13 protein-coding genes are annotated in these 14,688 nt (G+C 67.2%); 9 read left to right on the top strand and 4 right to left on the bottom strand.

What is annotated here, in order from left to right; all coding sequences use genetic code 11:
• Positions 1-145 precede the first annotated feature (145 nt).
• Both AT701_RS33215 and AT701_RS33210 read left to right on the top strand, forming a co-directional pair.
• Positions 146-1,027 carry a helix-turn-helix transcriptional regulator gene (locus AT701_RS33215; RefSeq protein WP_223495951.1) on the top strand — a complete coding sequence of 294 codons (882 nt, stop codon included), beginning with the start codon at positions 146-148 and terminating at the stop codon, positions 1,025-1,027.
• An 86-nt stretch (positions 1,028-1,113) separates the two neighbouring features.
• Positions 1,114-2,502: an oxygenase MpaB family protein gene (locus AT701_RS33210; protein WP_058127417.1), complete on the top strand. Its 1,389-nt coding sequence runs from the start codon at positions 1,114-1,116 to the stop codon at positions 2,500-2,502.
• A 20-nt stretch (positions 2,503-2,522) separates the two neighbouring features.
• Here AT701_RS33210 and AT701_RS33205 read toward each other — a convergent pair whose 3' ends face one another.
• The 3 genes from AT701_RS33205 to AT701_RS33195 all read right to left on the bottom strand — a co-directional run bounded on the left by AT701_RS33205 (position 2,523) and on the right by AT701_RS33195 (position 5,899).
• Positions 2,523-3,923 carry a GntP family permease gene (locus AT701_RS33205; RefSeq protein WP_058127416.1) on the bottom strand — a complete coding sequence of 467 codons (1,401 nt, stop codon included), beginning with the start codon at positions 3,921-3,923 and terminating at the stop codon, positions 2,523-2,525.
• A 67-nt stretch (positions 3,924-3,990) separates the two neighbouring features.
• Entirely contained in the window at positions 3,991-4,953 is a 963-nt protein-coding gene (locus tag AT701_RS33200) for a 3-hydroxyacyl-CoA dehydrogenase family protein (protein ID WP_058127415.1), read from the bottom strand.
• Positions 4,954-4,978: 25 nt separating this feature from the next.
• A complete protein-coding gene (locus tag AT701_RS33195; RefSeq protein ID WP_003898170.1) occupies positions 4,979-5,899 on the bottom strand; it encodes a sugar phosphate isomerase/epimerase family protein in 921 nt (306 codons plus the stop codon).
• Positions 5,900-6,123: 224 nt separating this feature from the next.
• On the opposite strand from AT701_RS33195, the gene AT701_RS33190 reads away from it, so the two are divergent.
• The 4 genes from AT701_RS33190 (at position 6,124) to lerI (ending at position 9,959) form a co-directional block, all read left to right on the top strand.
• The gene (locus AT701_RS33190) at positions 6,124-6,864 is read left to right on the top strand and encodes a GntR family transcriptional regulator (protein WP_223495948.1); all 741 of its coding nucleotides are present in this window, start codon (positions 6,124-6,126) and stop codon (positions 6,862-6,864) included.
• Between the two features lie 92 nt (positions 6,865-6,956).
• The gene (lerK, locus tag AT701_RS33185; protein ID WP_058127414.1) at positions 6,957-8,672 is read left to right on the top strand and encodes an L-erythrulose 1-kinase; all 1,716 of its coding nucleotides are present in this window, start codon (positions 6,957-6,959) and stop codon (positions 8,670-8,672) included.
• Positions 8,673-8,716: 44 nt separating this feature from the next.
• Positions 8,717-9,175 carry a D-erythrulose 4-phosphate isomerase DerI2 gene (derI2, locus tag AT701_RS33180; RefSeq protein ID WP_011731539.1) on the top strand — a complete coding sequence of 153 codons (459 nt, stop codon included), beginning with the start codon at positions 8,717-8,719 and terminating at the stop codon, positions 9,173-9,175.
• On the top strand, positions 9,168-9,959 hold the full coding sequence (gene lerI / locus AT701_RS33175) for an L-erythrulose 1-phosphate isomerase (protein ID WP_003898166.1): 792 nt from the start codon (positions 9,168-9,170) through the stop codon (positions 9,957-9,959). Before derI2 ends, lerI begins: the two co-directional genes overlap by 8 nt.
• Here lerI and AT701_RS33170 read toward each other — a convergent pair.
• The gene (locus tag AT701_RS33170; RefSeq protein WP_003898165.1) at positions 9,938-10,537 is read right to left on the bottom strand and encodes a dihydrofolate reductase family protein; all 600 of its coding nucleotides are present in this window, start codon (positions 10,535-10,537) and stop codon (positions 9,938-9,940) included. The genes lerI and AT701_RS33170 overlap by 22 nt on opposite strands.
• 77 nt (positions 10,538-10,614) lie before the next feature.
• Here AT701_RS33170 and AT701_RS33165 point away from each other — a divergent pair, with 77 nt between their 5' ends.
• From AT701_RS33165 to AT701_RS33150, 3 genes are all read left to right on the top strand, one after another.
• Positions 10,615-11,709: a serine hydrolase domain-containing protein gene (locus AT701_RS33165; RefSeq protein ID WP_014878753.1), complete on the top strand. Its 1,095-nt coding sequence runs from the start codon at positions 10,615-10,617 to the stop codon at positions 11,707-11,709.
• Between the two features lie 59 nt (positions 11,710-11,768).
• Positions 11,769-12,761, top strand: a complete 993-nt coding sequence (locus AT701_RS33160) for a hypothetical protein (protein WP_058127413.1) — start codon at positions 11,769-11,771, stop codon at positions 12,759-12,761.
• 449 nt (positions 12,762-13,210) lie between these two features.
• Positions 13,211-14,683, top strand: coding sequence for a hypothetical protein (locus tag AT701_RS33150; RefSeq protein ID WP_011731534.1), 1,473 nt, complete (start codon positions 13,211-13,213; stop codon positions 14,681-14,683).
• The last annotated feature ends 5 nt before the right edge of the window (positions 14,684-14,688 follow it).

Below are 14,688 nucleotides of genomic sequence, written 5' to 3'. Positions count from 1 at the left end.
GGGCTGGCTGGTTGGGCTTGCCTGCGTTTCCAGTCAACGTCGATTGCCACCGGGTGGAAACGGGCGAAGGTGCCGTGTGCTGCCTAGGTCGAATTGGGCTACCCACGGGCAGGACCTGCGACGATCCGCGTGCGACCCTGGGTTCATGGAGCAACGGCCGGTGGAGGCGCTGCCGCAGGCGCTCGCGGGTTTCTTGCGTGCTGCGCGGGCACGGCTGCGGCCCGACAGCGTCGGGCTGCCCGCCGCGGCGAGGGTCGCCGAGCGGCGGGTACCTGGTTTGCGGCGCAGCGAGGTCGCGGCGCTGGCCGGCGTGAGCGTGGACTACTACACGCGGATGGAACAGGGCAAGGTGCGGTCGGCGTCGGACGCCGTGATCGCGGGACTGGCCGACGCGTTGCAGCTCGACGAGACAGAGCGGACGTACCTGTTCGACCTGTTGTCGCGACGAGACGCCCGAATTCATCGCGCACCCAAGGCTTCTCGGGCGAAAGTCCGGGCGACCATCCGGGATCTCGTACGGGCCGTACCCGACCGGGCCGTCTACGTCCTCGGGGTCGGCATGGAGGTCCTCGACATGAACGATCTCGCGCGGGCGCTGCTGGCCGACTTCACCCGCAAGACCGGCAACGCGCGCAGCCTCGCACACTGGGCGCTGCTCGATCCGGCGGCGCGCACTCATTACGTCGACTGGGACACCGTGGCCGCGAACGTTGCTTCCACCTTGCGGCGGCACTTTCTGGACCACCCTGAAGACGCGCGGTTGCAGACACTGATCGGTGAGCTGACCGCCAAGAGCCCGGAGTTCCGGCGCGGGTGGGCCGACCATCGCGTGTTCGAGCTGTCGCACGGGATCAAGCGGCTACATCACCCGGTGATCGGCGATATCGATCTGCACTTCGAGGTGTTCCCGGTTTCGGGCAGTCCCGGGCAACAATTGGTCGTCTACCAGTCGCAACCGGGTTCACCCGCGGAGGAGTCGCTGCGGATCCTGGCGTCGTGGGCCGCCGACAACGGCACCGGAAGGTGATCGACCATTCGAGAATGACGGTTCACATCTGCGGTCAGCTGAGCTAACGTCTCGATCACTGTCCTCTATCCAGGTTGGGTGGCTGCATGACTGTGACCGGCGAGCGTCCCGAGATCATCCTCACCGACGTCGACTTCAACCGCCGCGACCACCCCGATCGGCCTCTGCGGCCCATCCCGCCGGGCCGCGACCACTTCGCCGACCAGTGGCGCCGCATGCGCGAGATCATGTTCGGGGAGTGGATCGACGTCGACAAAGAGGTCGAACCCAACGAACTCACCCGCCTGCGCGACGACTACTTCTGGCAGGGCGACGAGCACATGATCGGCGTCGTCGACGCCTTCGAACGCATCGGACACGAACAGGGCCGTGCGATGTTCGAACAGGCGCTGACACAGGGCATCGACACCGTCGAAAACCCGCCGCAGGAACTCGTCGACCTCTTCGAACACCTCGACAACCTGCCCAAGCAGTTCGATCTTGTTGCCGCCGAACGCGGCCGGATGCTGGCGATGTCGAGCACGATCGCCGCGACCACGATCATCCGAGCGTGGGCGGTGTACGAGACCGCGATGACCGGCGACATCTCCGCGGCCACCGGGGCGACCGGACGTTTCGCCGACGACGGACCGCGGCGGTTCATCGAAACGGCCCGGGTGTTCGCGGAATTCACGCTGCCGGAGATCTTCGACCGGCACTCGGAGGCCTTCTGTGACGTCGTGCGGGTGCGGTTGATGCACGCGCTGGCCAGCCGTGGTCTGCGGCGCAAATGGGGTGACGACCTGTATCTGAAATTCGGCGAACCGATTCCGGTGACGTCGCTGCTCGGATTCGGCAGTGGCATGTTGCTCGGCCGCCTGGTGGACCACGCGTTCGGCCGCAAGCTCACGCCGCAACAGTTGGAGGATCTCGCCGAGTACTCGTCGTTCTCCGGCCGGTTGTGGGGCGCGCCCGAACGTCTCTACTCCCCGAACGGGATCGAGCTGATCAAGTCGCTCAACTACGTTCTCGCCCGCGGTGGCAACCCGTCACCGTGGCGCGCCGAACTCGTCGACGCCGTCGCGGGCCCGGAACATCTGCAGACCCTCACCGACACACTGCCCGGCCTGCTCAAGAAGGTGATCTACAAGTACGCCAACACCATCACCGCCACCATCGCGTTCGCGCCTGCCGGCGTGGTGTTCGGCTACGGGCAGATCGAGGCCATGCTCAAGGACACGATGTTCGAGCCGCTCGGTTACGACATCCGCCGCCGGGTGAAGAACTTCGAGCGGCTGACCAAGCTCAACGTCCGCGTCGCGATGCTGGCCGACCGCGTTCCGTGGTCGAATCCCATTCGCGAGCACCGCAAGCGGACCGGAGCGGCCGCCCGCGAGCGCATCGCGATGCTCGACAAGATCGCCGCGGGCCGCCAGATCCCGCTGACCTACACCCACCACGACCGGTCGACATCGGGTGAAGGCTTCACCGGATAGCCGACCGGTCGTGGGGTGAATCAGCTTGCGACCAGGTAGACCGCCGTGGCCAGCACGAACGACATGAACCCGATGGCTGTGCCGACCACAGTCCACGTCTTCAACGTGGTGACCGTGTCGAAACCGCAGAAGCGGCCGACCAACCAGAACCCCGAATCGTTCACGTGCGAGAACGTGATCGAGCCTGCGGCGATGGCGACGACGATTGCTGCCAGCGCGACACCGGTCAGGTTCAGCTCCGCGACCGCCGGGGCCATGATCGAACCCGCCGTGGTGGCCGCGACCGTGGCCGACCCCTGCGCGACGCGGAAGGCGATCGCGATGAGGAAGCCCGCGAGGATGACCGGCAGCCCGAAGGCGTCCAGGCCGTCGGCGAGGGTCTTGCCGATCCCGGTCTCGGTGAGGATGCGGCCGAACGCCCCGCCCGCACCGGTGATCAGGATGATCGAGCAGACCGGTGCCAGCGCGTCGTCGACGAGGTCCTCCAGTAGCCCGCCGATCCGTTCGTTGCGGCGCCGGCGCGGCCGGATGTACAGCAGCACCATGGCCAGCAGCACGCTGATCAACAGCGCGATCGAGGTGGTGCCGATCAGGCGTGAAAGCTGGAAGAAGATATTGTCTTTCGTCACCGCGCCATCGGCCTCGAGGGTCGAGAACACCGTGTTGAAGAAGATCAGCACCAACGGAAGCAGCAGAACCAGGATCACGGTCCAGAATCCGGGCCGCTCGTCCTCCGGATAATCCTTGGGTTCACCGAGCAGGTTCGGCACCGGCATGTTCGGGTAGCGCTTGGCGATGATGAGGCTGAGCCGGTAGCCCGCGAGGTACCAGGTCGGCAGGCCGACCAGTAGCGCGACGATGACCACCATGCCCACGTCGGCGCCCATCACCGTGGCCGCGGCCGTCGGACCGGGGTGCGGCGGGGTCAGCGCATGCATCATCAGAAACGCGCCGATGGACGGCAGCACGTACAGCATGAACGATCCGCCCAGACGCCGTGCCACCGTGTAGATGATCGGCAGCATGACGATGAAGCCGGCGTCGAGGAAGATCGGGAACGCGTAGAACAGCGACGCCACGGCAAGTGCCAGCGGCGCCCTCTTCTCACCGAAACGGTCGAGCATCTTGTCGGCGAGAACCTGTGCGCCACCGGTCATCTCGACCAGTCGCCCGAGGACGGCGCCGAACCCGACAAGTAGCGCCACGCTGCCGACGGTGTTGCTGAAGCCGGCGATGACGACATTGATGACATCGCCCATGCTGATGCCCGCCGCAAGGCCGGTCAGCACACTGACGACGATCAACGAGAAGAACGCGTGCAGCCTGACCTTGATGATCAGGAAGAGCAGAACCGCAATGGCGACAAGCGCGATGACGACAAGCAGGGCGGCAGGCCGCTCCGCAAGGGTTATCTCGTCCATGGGGACCCTTCAGTTTCGGTGAGCGGGAAGGCGGCCGACACAGGAGGCGACGGCCGGTCGAGCGGTGTCAGGCGCCCTTGGGGGCCGGTCCGAGTTCGCGCAGCAGTTCGCCCATGCGCGAGTAGGCCTTGTTGCGGTATGCGATGACCGCAGCCTTGGTTTCGTCGTCGAAGTCGCCGGTCCAGCCCTTGCCGTTCTTGGTGCCGTAACGGCCGGCGTCGACGTTGTCCGTGAGCAGCTTGGGGGTGGCCATGCGCTCACCGAATGCGTTCTCCAGGGTGTGGTAACCCTTGACGTACACGTCGAGCCCCGCCTGATCGGCGATGGCGAACGGGCCGAAGAACCCGAGCCGGAAGCCGAACGTGGTGCGGACGATGGTGTCGACGTCCTCCTTGGTGGCCACGCCCTCTTCGACGATCAGCGTCGCCTCCTTGAGCAGCGCGTACTGCAGGCGGTTCAGCGCCATACCCGGGGTGTCGGCCACCTGGGCGCCCTCACGTCCGGCACGTGCCAGGAGGTCCTTGACGGAGTCGATCACCTCTTGGGTCGTGGCCTCGCCCGCGACGAGTTCCACACCGGGGATGAACGGTGCCGGGTTGGAGAAGTGCACGGTGAGGAACCGCTCCGGGTGGGTTACCGCGTCGACCAGCACCTTGACCGGGATGGTGGAGGTGTTGGTGCCGATGATCGTGTCGGGGCGAGCGCTCGCACACACGCGCGCCAGCACTTCCTTCTTGACGTCGACGTCTTCGAAAACGGCCTCCATCACGTAGTCGACGTCGGAGACGGCGTCGTCCAGGCTGTCGCTGGCCGTGAGGTTGCTCATGATGGTGTCGGCGCTGCCGGGCCCGAACAGGCCCTGCTGCTCGAATTCCCGTGCCTCCCGGTCGAGGCGCTTGAGCGCCTCCTGGGTGGCCTCGTCGTTGACGTCGGCGATCTGGACCTTGAATCCGTTGAGGGCCAGCACCTGGGCGATGCCGCCGCCCATGTACCCGGCGCCGACGACTGTGACGGTGTTGATCTTGCGCATGAGATGTCCTTCGAAGGTGGTGGGATCAGGCGAGTGCGGAGGTGAGAACCTGCAGGATGTACTCGCGGTTCTCGGCGCACACGCCGAGGGAATCGGAGCCGTAATGCTCACAGCAGAACGGGCCGGTGTAGCCGAGTTCGAGTGCCAGACGGATGATCTGGCGGTAGTTGACGTAGCCGTACTTCAACGGCAGCGGCGCGGAGCTGTAGGCGCCGGTGGCCGGGTCGAAATCGCGCGAGTAGTTCTTGATGTGCCAGAAGTTCGAGTACGGAAGCACTTTCGCGTACATCTCGGACGGGTGGGGCATGGGCCGGTGCAGCCGGACCAGGTTGCCCAGGTCGGGGTTGAGGCCCACGGCGTCGTGGTCGACGTCCTTGATGAACGCCACCGCGTCATCCGGGGTGCCGATGTAGGTGTCCTCGTACATCTCGAGGCTCAGCTGAATCCCGTTGGTGCGGGCGTGATCACCGAGTTCCCGGACGCGTTCGATCGCGAGGTCGCGCAGGGCGGGGTCGTCGACGTGGCCCTGTACCAGCCAGAACCAGATCTGCTTTTCCTGCTCGGGGGTGAGCGCCTGCATGAAGCCGGTGTTCACGATGGTCGCCCCGAACGAGGGCGCGAGGTCGATGAGCCGGTGGGCGTCGGCGAGGTTCTTCTCGCCGTTCTCGACATCGACGATCGAGCTGCGGGTCATCGAGATCGACGAGATCGCCAGGCCCTCGTCGGCGAGGACCGTGCGGAACTCCTCGATGCGGCTGTCCGACAACGCCGCCAGGGGAACCCAGGCGTCGGTGGGATCGATGTGGTCGAAGCCCAGTTCACGCACCTGGCGCAGTTGCTTCGCCCACACGCCGGCCGGGGCGTCCTTGATGTGGCCGCCGTCGGGCGCTCGGTTGCCGAATCCCAGCATGTTCGCCGCGATCGGCCAGGTGTGAGCAGAGTACATCCCTGGTCCTCCAAGTGGTTTGTGTCACAAATACGTCGCTAAATCACATAGGATATAGGGGTACGACCCCGTTATGTCAACGCCGGGTAAACTTCGCTTCCTGATTCAGCGACGTCTGACGGCGCAAAACTTGCGCCCGGCGCATTCGGCAGCCAATGGGACCGCGCGGATGCGAAAGAGGCGTGAGTGTGGAGAACGAAGCGAGGGCAGGCCTGCGATCCGACATGAGAACCGATTCGGACACCGACGTGGAACCAGGCCGGGACTCCGAGGCGCGGCCGGTGCGCAGCACGCTCGTCGACCAGGTCTACGAGCGACTGATGGAGCTGTTGCTCAACGGCACGCTCAAGGCGGGCGACCCCGTCAGCATCGACGGAACCTCCCGCTACCTGGGTGTTTCGCAGACCCCGGTGCGTGAGGCGCTGGCCCGCCTGGAGTCGACGGGTCTAGTTGTCCGTGTCGCCATGCGCGGATACCGGGTGCCGGAGATGCCGGACGCCAAGGAGATCGCCGACATCATGGACGCCCGGTTGCTCATCGAGCCCCAACTGGCCGAACTCGCGTGCAACCACGCCGATCCCGAGTGGCTCGATGCGCTGGCGCAAGCGGTCGACGAGCAGGAGCGCGCACCGCACACCGCGGACGCGGCCGCGATCAGGCGCTACCACCGCGCTGACGAGCAGTTCCACCGGCTGATCGCCGAACGTGCAGGCAACGCTGCACTTCTGCGCGTGTACGACGCACTCGGTGGGCACGGCCAGCGGTTCCGGCTGTTCATCGGGGTGGGGGTGCAGGACTCCGAGTTCGCGATCGCCGAGCACCGGGAACTGCTCGAGGCGTTCCGCCGTGGTTACGGGCCCGAGGTGTACCGCATCATGCATGGGCACATCAGCAGCGTGAAGCGGCGCGCGTTGTCCGAACAGGCCAGGGCCGAGCACGCCTGGACCGCCCGGGTACAGACTTAGTGACCCAAATCCTATAGGATCGTGGCACGCGTACCGAGTCACGCAGCGCCCGCTGCGCCCCGATCGGTCCCATTTGCCAGAAGGACGGAACAATGACGTACCTCCTGAACTCTCCGGACGACTTCGCCGACGAGGCGGTGCGCGGTCTCGTGGCCGCCAACCCCGATCTGCTCACCGAGGTGCCCGGCGGTGTCGTGCGGTCCACCGAGACACCGAAGGGACAACCCGCGCTGGTGATCGGCGGCGGTTCGGGCCACTACCCGGCCTTCGCAGGCTGGGTCGGCCCCGGCATGGGCCACGGCGCGCCGTGCGGCAACATCTTCTCCTCGCCGTCGGCCTCCGAGGTCTACTCGGTGGTGCGCAACGCCGAGAACGGCGGCGGCGTCATCCTCGGGTTCGGCAACTACGCCGGTGACGTCCTGCACTTCGGCCTGGCCGCCGAGAAGCTGCGGCACGAGGGCATCGACGTGCGCATCGTGACCGTCAGTGACGACATCGCCTCCAACAGCCCCGAGAACCACCGCGACCGCCGCGGCGTCGCGGGTGACCTGCCGGTGTTCAAGATCGCCGGTGCCGCGATCGAAGCCGGTGCCGATCTCGACGAGGCCGAGCGCGTGGCGTGGAAGGCCAACGACGCGACCCGCTCGTTCGGCCTGGCCTTCGAGGGTTGCACGCTGCCCGGCGCGACCGAACCGCTGTTCCACGTCGAAAAAGGCTGGATGGGCGTCGGACTCGGCATCCACGGTGAACCCGGCGTCCGCGACAACCGCCTCGGCACGGCGGCCGAGGTCGCCGACATGCTGTTCGACGAGGTGACCGCCGAGGAACCGCCGCGCGGTGAGAACGGGTACGACGGCCGGGTGGCCGTGATTCTCAACGGCCTGGGCACCGTGAAGTACGAAGAGCTGTTCGTCGTGTACGGCCGCATCGCCGAACGCCTTGCGCAGCAAGGATTCACCGTTGTGCGCCCGGAGGTCGGAGAGTTCGTCACCAGCCTCGACATGGCCGGTGTGTCGCTCACCATGGTGTTCCTCGACGACGAACTCGAACGGCTGTGGACCGCACCCGTCGAGACCCCCGCCTACCGCCGCGGCGCGATGCCTGCCGTCGACCGCACACCACGCACCACCACCTGGGACGCCGCGGAGACCACGATCCCGGAGGCGAGTGAGGGCTCGCGCGAGTGTGCCCGCAACATCGTTGCCGTTCTTGAGACCTTCCAGCAGGTGTGCGCCGACAACGAGGCCGAGCTGGGCCGCATCGACGCGGTCGCCGGCGACGGTGACCACGGCCAGGGCATGTCGTTCGGTTCGCGGGGTGCCGCGCAGGCCGCGCGTGACGCCGTGGACCGCAACGCCGGCGCCCGGACCACGCTGCTGTTGGCCGGTCAGGCGTGGGCCGACGCGGCCGGCGGAACCTCGGGTGCGCTGTGGGGCGCGGCGCTGACCAGCGCCGGCGGCGTCTTCAGCGACACCGACGGCGCGGATGAACAGGCCGCCGTCGACGCGATCTGTGCCGGGATCGATGCCATCCTGCGCCTCGGTGGCGCGCAGCCGGGTGACAAGACGATGGTCGACGCCGCCGTTCCCTTTCGCGATGCCCTGGTGAAGGCCTTCGACACCCAGGCCGGACCGGCGATCACCAGCGCCGCCCGGGAGGCGCGCGAGGCCGCCGAAAAAACTGCGGACATCACGGCTCGACGTGGCCGCGCGCGGGTACTCGGGGAGAAGAGCGTCGGCACGCCCGATCCCGGGGCCTTGTCCTTCGCCATGCTGATGAAGGCGCTGGGCGAGCACCTCACCCGGTGAGCGGCCCGACCGACCACAACAACTCAGAGGAGAAGGAGAGCACCATGGCGTTGAAGATCGTCATCGGCGGCGACAACGCCGGATTCAACTACAAGGAAGCCCTGCGCAAGGACCTCGAGGCCGACGACCGCGTCGCGTCCGTCGAGGACGTCGGCGTCGGTGGTGTCGACGACACCACCTCCTATCCGAACGTCGCCGTCGCTGCCGCCGAGAAGGTCGCACGCGGCGAGGCCGACCGGGCTCTGCTGATCTGCGGTACCGGCCTCGGTGTCGCGATCGCGGCCAACAAGGTCAAGGGCATCCGCGCCGTTACGGCACACGACGTGTACTCCGTGCAGCGGTCCGTCCTGTCGAACAATGCGCAGGTGCTGTGCATGGGCGAACGCGTCGTGGGACTCGAGCTGGCGCGCGCCCTGGTGAAGGAGTGGCTGGGCCTCGAGTTCGATCCGCAATCGGCGTCCGCCGCGAAGGTCAATGACATCTGCGCGTACGAGGGTGCCTGACGCTCGGGCGCTCGGCGCCGCACAGCTGTGGATCGGCACCAGCTGGAAGATGAACAAGGGGCTCGCCGAGTCGCGTGGTTACGCCCGCGAACTGGCCGAGTACGTCGCGGCGAAGCCGCCGGCCGGCGTCCAGCCGTTCATCATCCCGTCGTTCACCGCACTCACCACGGTGCGGGACGCGCTGGGCGACGACTCGCCCGTGCTGCTCGGGGTGCAGAACGCACACTGGGAGGACCACGGCGCATGGACCGGTGAGGTCTCCGTCGCGCAGGCGAAGGACGCAGGCGCGCAGATCGTCGAGATCGGGCACTCCGAGCGTCGTGAGCATTTCGGTGAGACCGTCGAGACCACACGGCTCAAGGTGGCCGCGGCGCTGCATCACGGTCTGGTGCCGCTGCTGTGCATCGGCGAGAGCGCCGAGACCAAGCAGGCCGGTGAGTCGTCGCGCTTCATCCTCGAGCAGGCCGCAGGCGCCCTGGAGGGTTTGACCGACGAGCATTTGGCCCGCGTTCTCATTGCCTACGAGCCCATCTGGGCGATCGGCGAGAACGGTCGCCCGGCGACCGTCGAGGAACTGCGGCAGCCGTTCGATGATCTGGCACGCGAATACGGGTGTCGCACAATGGGATTGCTCTACGGTGGGTCGGTGAACACCGACAACGCCGAAGATCTGCTGGGCATCGATCACGTCACGGGGTTGTTCATCGGACGGGCGGCCTGGCAGTTGCCCGGTTACGTGCGGATCCTTGAGATGGCCGCGGCTCACCCCAAGGCCAAGGCCTGATCCACCGGTGAGTGCACCGTCGGCCGGTAGGTGAGTTCCTGGGTGCGGCCGTCCAGCGTGCGGGTCTCGATGAGTTCGAGATCGAAATCGGCTGCGCCACGCAGGATCGGATCGTCGCCGGTCTGTCCGGTGACCACGGGGAAGATCGTCACCTGCAGGTAGTCCACCAGGCCTGCGGCCATCAGCGCGCGGTTCATCGACAGGCTGCCGTGTGAGCGCAGCGGCACGGCCGACTCCTCTTTGAGCCGGGCCACGACATCGACGGCGTCACCGTGTGCGACGGTGGCGTCCGGCCATTCCAGCGGCTCCTTCAGTGTCGAGGACACCACGGTCGCCGGCAGGTGGCGCATCCGGGTGACCCACGGATCGAGCAGATCCTGGTCACCCGCGGCGAGCAACTCCACAAACGTGCGATAGGTGTTGGCGCCGAACACCATCCGCTGATCTGCTTGGTACAGGGCGAGGCGGCGCGCGAGCAGTTCGGGGCCCTGTTTGCCCCAGTAGCCGCCCCACTCACTGCTCGCGCCGCCGAAGCCGTCGAGGCTGGTGAAGACGTCGAACGTGTACGTGGCGGTCATGGCGCTCTCCTCGAATCGGTGCGATCACGTACCAATGCAGACGGCAATGCGCGGCGAAACTCATCGCGGGCCCTAGCATGGGGCCGGTGCACAAGCCATCGCTCGTGGCCGCCGCTCTGCTTGTCGGTCTGACCGCCGCTCCCTTTGAAGTCCCTGTCGCCGGGGCCGCACCCGTGTCGTCGCTCGATCAGGTGCTTTCCGACGCGGTGGCCGCCGACGGCGTTCCCGGGGCGATCGCCGTCGTCTACGACGGCCACACACTCAGTCGCCACTGGGCGGGTGTCTCCGACGTCGCCACCGGCGCGGAGTTCACACCGAACACGCACGTGCGCGCCGGCAGCGTCTCGAAAGTCTTTGTCGCCGCGATGATCCTGCAGTTGGTGGCCGAAGGCCGCATCGATCTCGACGCGCCGATCGAGGTGTACCTGCCCGGGCGGGTCCGCGGCGAGGGTATCGACCCAGAGGCCATCACGGTGCGCCAGGTGCTGCGTCATCAGAGCGGGCTGCCGGAGTATTTCGATTCCGTCACCGACGTGCCCACCGAACCGGTCACCGGCGAGCAACTACTGGACATGGCGTTGACGCGGCCCGCCGGGTTCGCCCCCGGCGAGAAGACGGTGTACACCAACACCAACTACGTCGTCGCGGGCCTGATCGCCGAGGCGGTCACGGGGACACCCGTCGCCGATGAGGTGACGCGGCGCGTGATCGTGCCGCTGGGGTTGCGCGACACCTACTGGCCAGCGCCCGACGACACCGGCCTGCGCAAACCGTTCGCGCACGGCTACGAGAACAAGCACGGGGTGCGCACCGATGTCACGGACTTCAACGCCTCGGCCGCCGGGATGTCGGGATCGTTGGTGTCCACGGGCGAAGACATGGCCGTTTTCGTATCCGCGTTGCTGGCCGGGCGGGTCGTGCCTCCCGCCCAACTGGCCGACATGATGGACACCGTCGAACTCGATTCGCAGGGACAGCGGTACGGCCTCGGCCTGGGCAGTATCGACCTGTCGTGCGGTGTGCGGGTGTGGGGCCACAGCGGTGGCATCCCGGGCTTTCACACCCTGATGATCGCGCCGCAGGGCGGCCCCGCACTGACCGTGACGGTGACGCAGGACCCCGAGACCGGCGATCCGCTTGAGCAGGCGGCGGAGGCGTTCTACTGCACGTGAACCCACCTGTCGGTGCCCGGTGCTACCCATATGGGCGAACACCGACATGGAGGTAGACAATGACGCGCACCGCGCCGGTCCGGATCGTCAGTGACAGTCTTCTGCTGGGCCCGGTGAGGGTGACGTTCCAGCGGACGCTGCGCATCCCCGAGACCGGGCTGCATCCGCTGCCACCCGGTCTGGGCCGGTTCCCGCTGCGTCGCGTTGAGGACTATCCCGACACCGCACCCGTCGAATGGCTCGCGCGTGGCGGCATCATGCTGCAGATCTACCAGCGTGAGGCCATGTGGCTGTCGTTCGACTCCGACCAGCCCACCGCGTTGCAGGTGGGTGTGGGCAAGGTGTGCGCGGTGAGCGGCCTGCCGTGGATCGAGCGCCTGATCGGCGACCCGCAGAACTACGTGGCCCTGCCACGTCAGCCGTGGCTCGACGGCATCAACGCGGGCGAGGGGTTCATCCGCCAGTTCGTGGCCGTGCCACTGGGTTCCGGCGCGACCGTCGAGGGGCAGGTCACCGGTGAGGAGACCCATGGTGGTGTCCAGTTGCGCGCGGTCGGTCTGACCGCCGAGGCGCTCGAGACGTGGCGCGCCGAACAGGCCGCCGCTGAGGAGCCGTCTGAAGTCGAGGACTGCCACGACGGCCCGCTGATGTGCGCGCCGCCGACGGCGGATGCGGCCATGGGCCTGGGCGCCGGCGGCCGGATGCGCCAGGAGGTGTACGCCGACAACCGTCCGCACACCGACTACGACGAATCAGGTGCGCTGCGAGTGTTCGTGCACCTGTGTTCTGCCGCGCAGTGGACGGCCATCACGGGCGAGGTGCCGCCGCCCACGCCCGTCGACCGTGACGCATACGTTGAGGCGGGCCTGCCATGGTTCGACTACTACGACGCCGACGCGCGTGACCTGGCAGCCTCCGAGGTGCTCTCGCGCGTGAAGAGCGTCGGGGAGAAGCTCGACATCGACGATGATCCGTTCGTGCCGGTGAAACCCGGCACGGTGATCCCGATCGGTGGTGCGAGCGCGGACACGGTCTCCGACGGGACGTGGTAGTCGCCTGACGGGCAGACCAGTGCGATCAATGTGACGAATCGCGCCCTGCGGCACACAGCAATGTGACATTGTGTGTTGTCACATTGCTGTGTTGCCGGGTCGAGGGAGAGTCGTTCGCAGTGAAACGGTCGCGAAGTCGTCTGAGGGGCAGAAGGTTTCGGTACGGATTCGCGGCGGCGGCGCTCGCCGGCGGGATCGCGTTCGCGCCACCGGGAATCGGCTGGGCCGACTCCACCGAGTCCACCGACTCCGGGGCGGCATCGACATCGAGTTCGACCTCGGCGAGCAGCGAAGCCTCGTCGAGCGCACGTCGTGCCTCGCAGACACCATCGCGAGCGGGCACGACCATCCGCGGGGATCGCGCCGGCAGCCGACCGAGCACCGGCAGACCGTTTCCCGGTCCCCGGCTCAAGAAGTCCGAGACCCGCATCTCCGACTTCTCGGACCGGATGAAATCCACGCTCGACAAGACGAAGTCGCGTTGGACCCGCCCCGAGCGCAGACCGAAGGGCACAACCACACCCGATGCGCCCGCCCGGCCTGTCGTCACACGGGCCGACCCGGTCGCGGCCGCGCCTGAACCCACGCCGCCGACCACACGCGACGGACACCGGCAGTCGCTGACGGCCATCGTCCGAGAAGCCCACCGGCCCGAGCGGCGCCTCACCCTCGCTCCCCGCACCGCTCACGCGGTTGCCGCAACACCGGCGGCGCCACCATCTGACGAGGCGCCGCTCGCACCCGTCGCGAGCACGGCCGCCGTCCAGACCACACCGACTCCGCCGCAACCACTCTCACCGGCCGCGCAGCTTCGTGCGCTGCCGGGCCGCGTCGTCAACGCGGTACTGGATGTGTTGGACTTCACCTCGTCGGCGAACAGCCCCACCCTGCCGGTCAGTCTGGCGCCGGTCAACGATCTGATCTTCGGGACGTTCCGCGAGATCGAGCGACTGATGGGGCTGCACGACACTCCGCCGGAACAGCCGGTGGTGCCCGCGATGGTCTACGACGGTCCCACCGATCGACCGACACCCACTGTGGCGCAGTTCCTCAACGCATCCACCGCGGCGTATGTGCTCGGCGCGACGCCCGGCGGCCTGAAGCCCTTCGTGGTCGACGGTGAACAGATGCAGTCCACCGACATCGTTTCCGGCATGGTCGGCAAGGCGTGGGTGACACCGGAGGGGCAGATCATCATCGCCTACCAGGGCACCACGGGTGGTTCCCATCTGCTGTTCAACCCCATCATCGTGATCCCACAGGTGATCGCCGATCTGCAGGTGGTGTTCACGGGCACCACACCGCTGGCATTCCACGACGCGCTCGACTTCGCGCAGCAGGTACGGGCCGAGGCCGCCCGCCAGGGCTACAGCGATGACGACATCTTCGTCACGGGCCATTCACTCGGCGGTTGGGAAGCCCAGTACGTCGCACAGCAGACCGGGCTGGCGGGCATCGGATTCGAGGCACCGGGCATCAACACCACGGTCCCCGGCAACGGCGCCGACTCGATGTTCGTCAACATCGGCACCTACGGCAGTTCCGCGCCGTACATGGCCACGGATCTGCCTGGGCTGCAACCCTTCATGCCGCCCTACGTACCCGGCGGCGGCAGCAAGCCGCACTACGGACCCATCGTGATGATCGGAGATCCGGCCGCCATGACGCCGCTGTACAACGCCTCCACGCTGTGGGGCACGAGCGTGACCGGCAGCGTCATCTTCCTCGTCGATTACCTGATGAACTTCTTCCAGTACCACCTGCCCGGCGTGCAGGCCTACCACCTCGACGTCACGCCCGATCCAGGTGTGGTGCCGTTCCTTGGCACGGCACGCGGACCGGTGCACGAAGGTTATGGCGAGCTGACGATTCCCGAACTGCTGGCACGCGCGTCCGACGACGGCATCCTGTTCCAGCCGTGACGGGC

It is taken from the genome of Mycolicibacterium smegmatis, assembly GCF_001457595.1.
Lineage (GTDB): Bacteria > Actinomycetota > Actinomycetes > Mycobacteriales > Mycobacteriaceae > Mycobacterium > Mycobacterium smegmatis.
This window is presented reverse-complemented; position numbering and strand designations above follow the sequence as displayed.

Excerpts from the sequence above, each read along its gene's own strand:
- AT701_RS33215 (WP_223495951.1), top strand. The coding sequence starts at position 146 with ATGGAGCAACGGCCGGTGGAGGCGCTGCCGCAGGCGCTCGCGGGTTTC.
- AT701_RS33205 (WP_058127416.1), bottom strand. The coding sequence starts at position 3,923 with ATGGACGAGATAACCCTTGCGGAGCGGCCTGCCGCCCTGCTTGTCGTC.
- AT701_RS33195 (WP_003898170.1), bottom strand. The coding sequence starts at position 5,899 with ATGTACTCTGCTCACACCTGGCCGATCGCGGCGAACATGCTGGGATTC.
- AT701_RS33150 (WP_011731534.1), top strand. The coding sequence starts at position 13,211 with ATGAAATCCACGCTCGACAAGACGAAGTCGCGTTGGACCCGCCCCGAG.
- derI2 (WP_011731539.1), top strand. The coding sequence starts at position 8,717 with ATGGCGTTGAAGATCGTCATCGGCGGCGACAACGCCGGATTCAACTAC.
- AT701_RS33165 (WP_014878753.1), top strand. The coding sequence starts at position 10,615 with ATGGGGCCGGTGCACAAGCCATCGCTCGTGGCCGCCGCTCTGCTTGTC.
- AT701_RS33170 (WP_003898165.1), bottom strand. The coding sequence starts at position 10,537 with ATGACCGCCACGTACACGTTCGACGTCTTCACCAGCCTCGACGGCTTC.
- AT701_RS33190 (WP_223495948.1), top strand. The coding sequence starts at position 6,124 with ATGAGAACCGATTCGGACACCGACGTGGAACCAGGCCGGGACTCCGAG.
- AT701_RS33210 (WP_058127417.1), top strand. The coding sequence starts at position 1,114 with ATGACTGTGACCGGCGAGCGTCCCGAGATCATCCTCACCGACGTCGAC.
- lerK (WP_058127414.1), top strand. The coding sequence starts at position 6,957 with ATGACGTACCTCCTGAACTCTCCGGACGACTTCGCCGACGAGGCGGTG.
- AT701_RS33200 (WP_058127415.1), bottom strand. The coding sequence starts at position 4,953 with ATGCGCAAGATCAACACCGTCACAGTCGTCGGCGCCGGGTACATGGGC.
- AT701_RS33160 (WP_058127413.1), top strand. The coding sequence starts at position 11,769 with ATGACGCGCACCGCGCCGGTCCGGATCGTCAGTGACAGTCTTCTGCTG.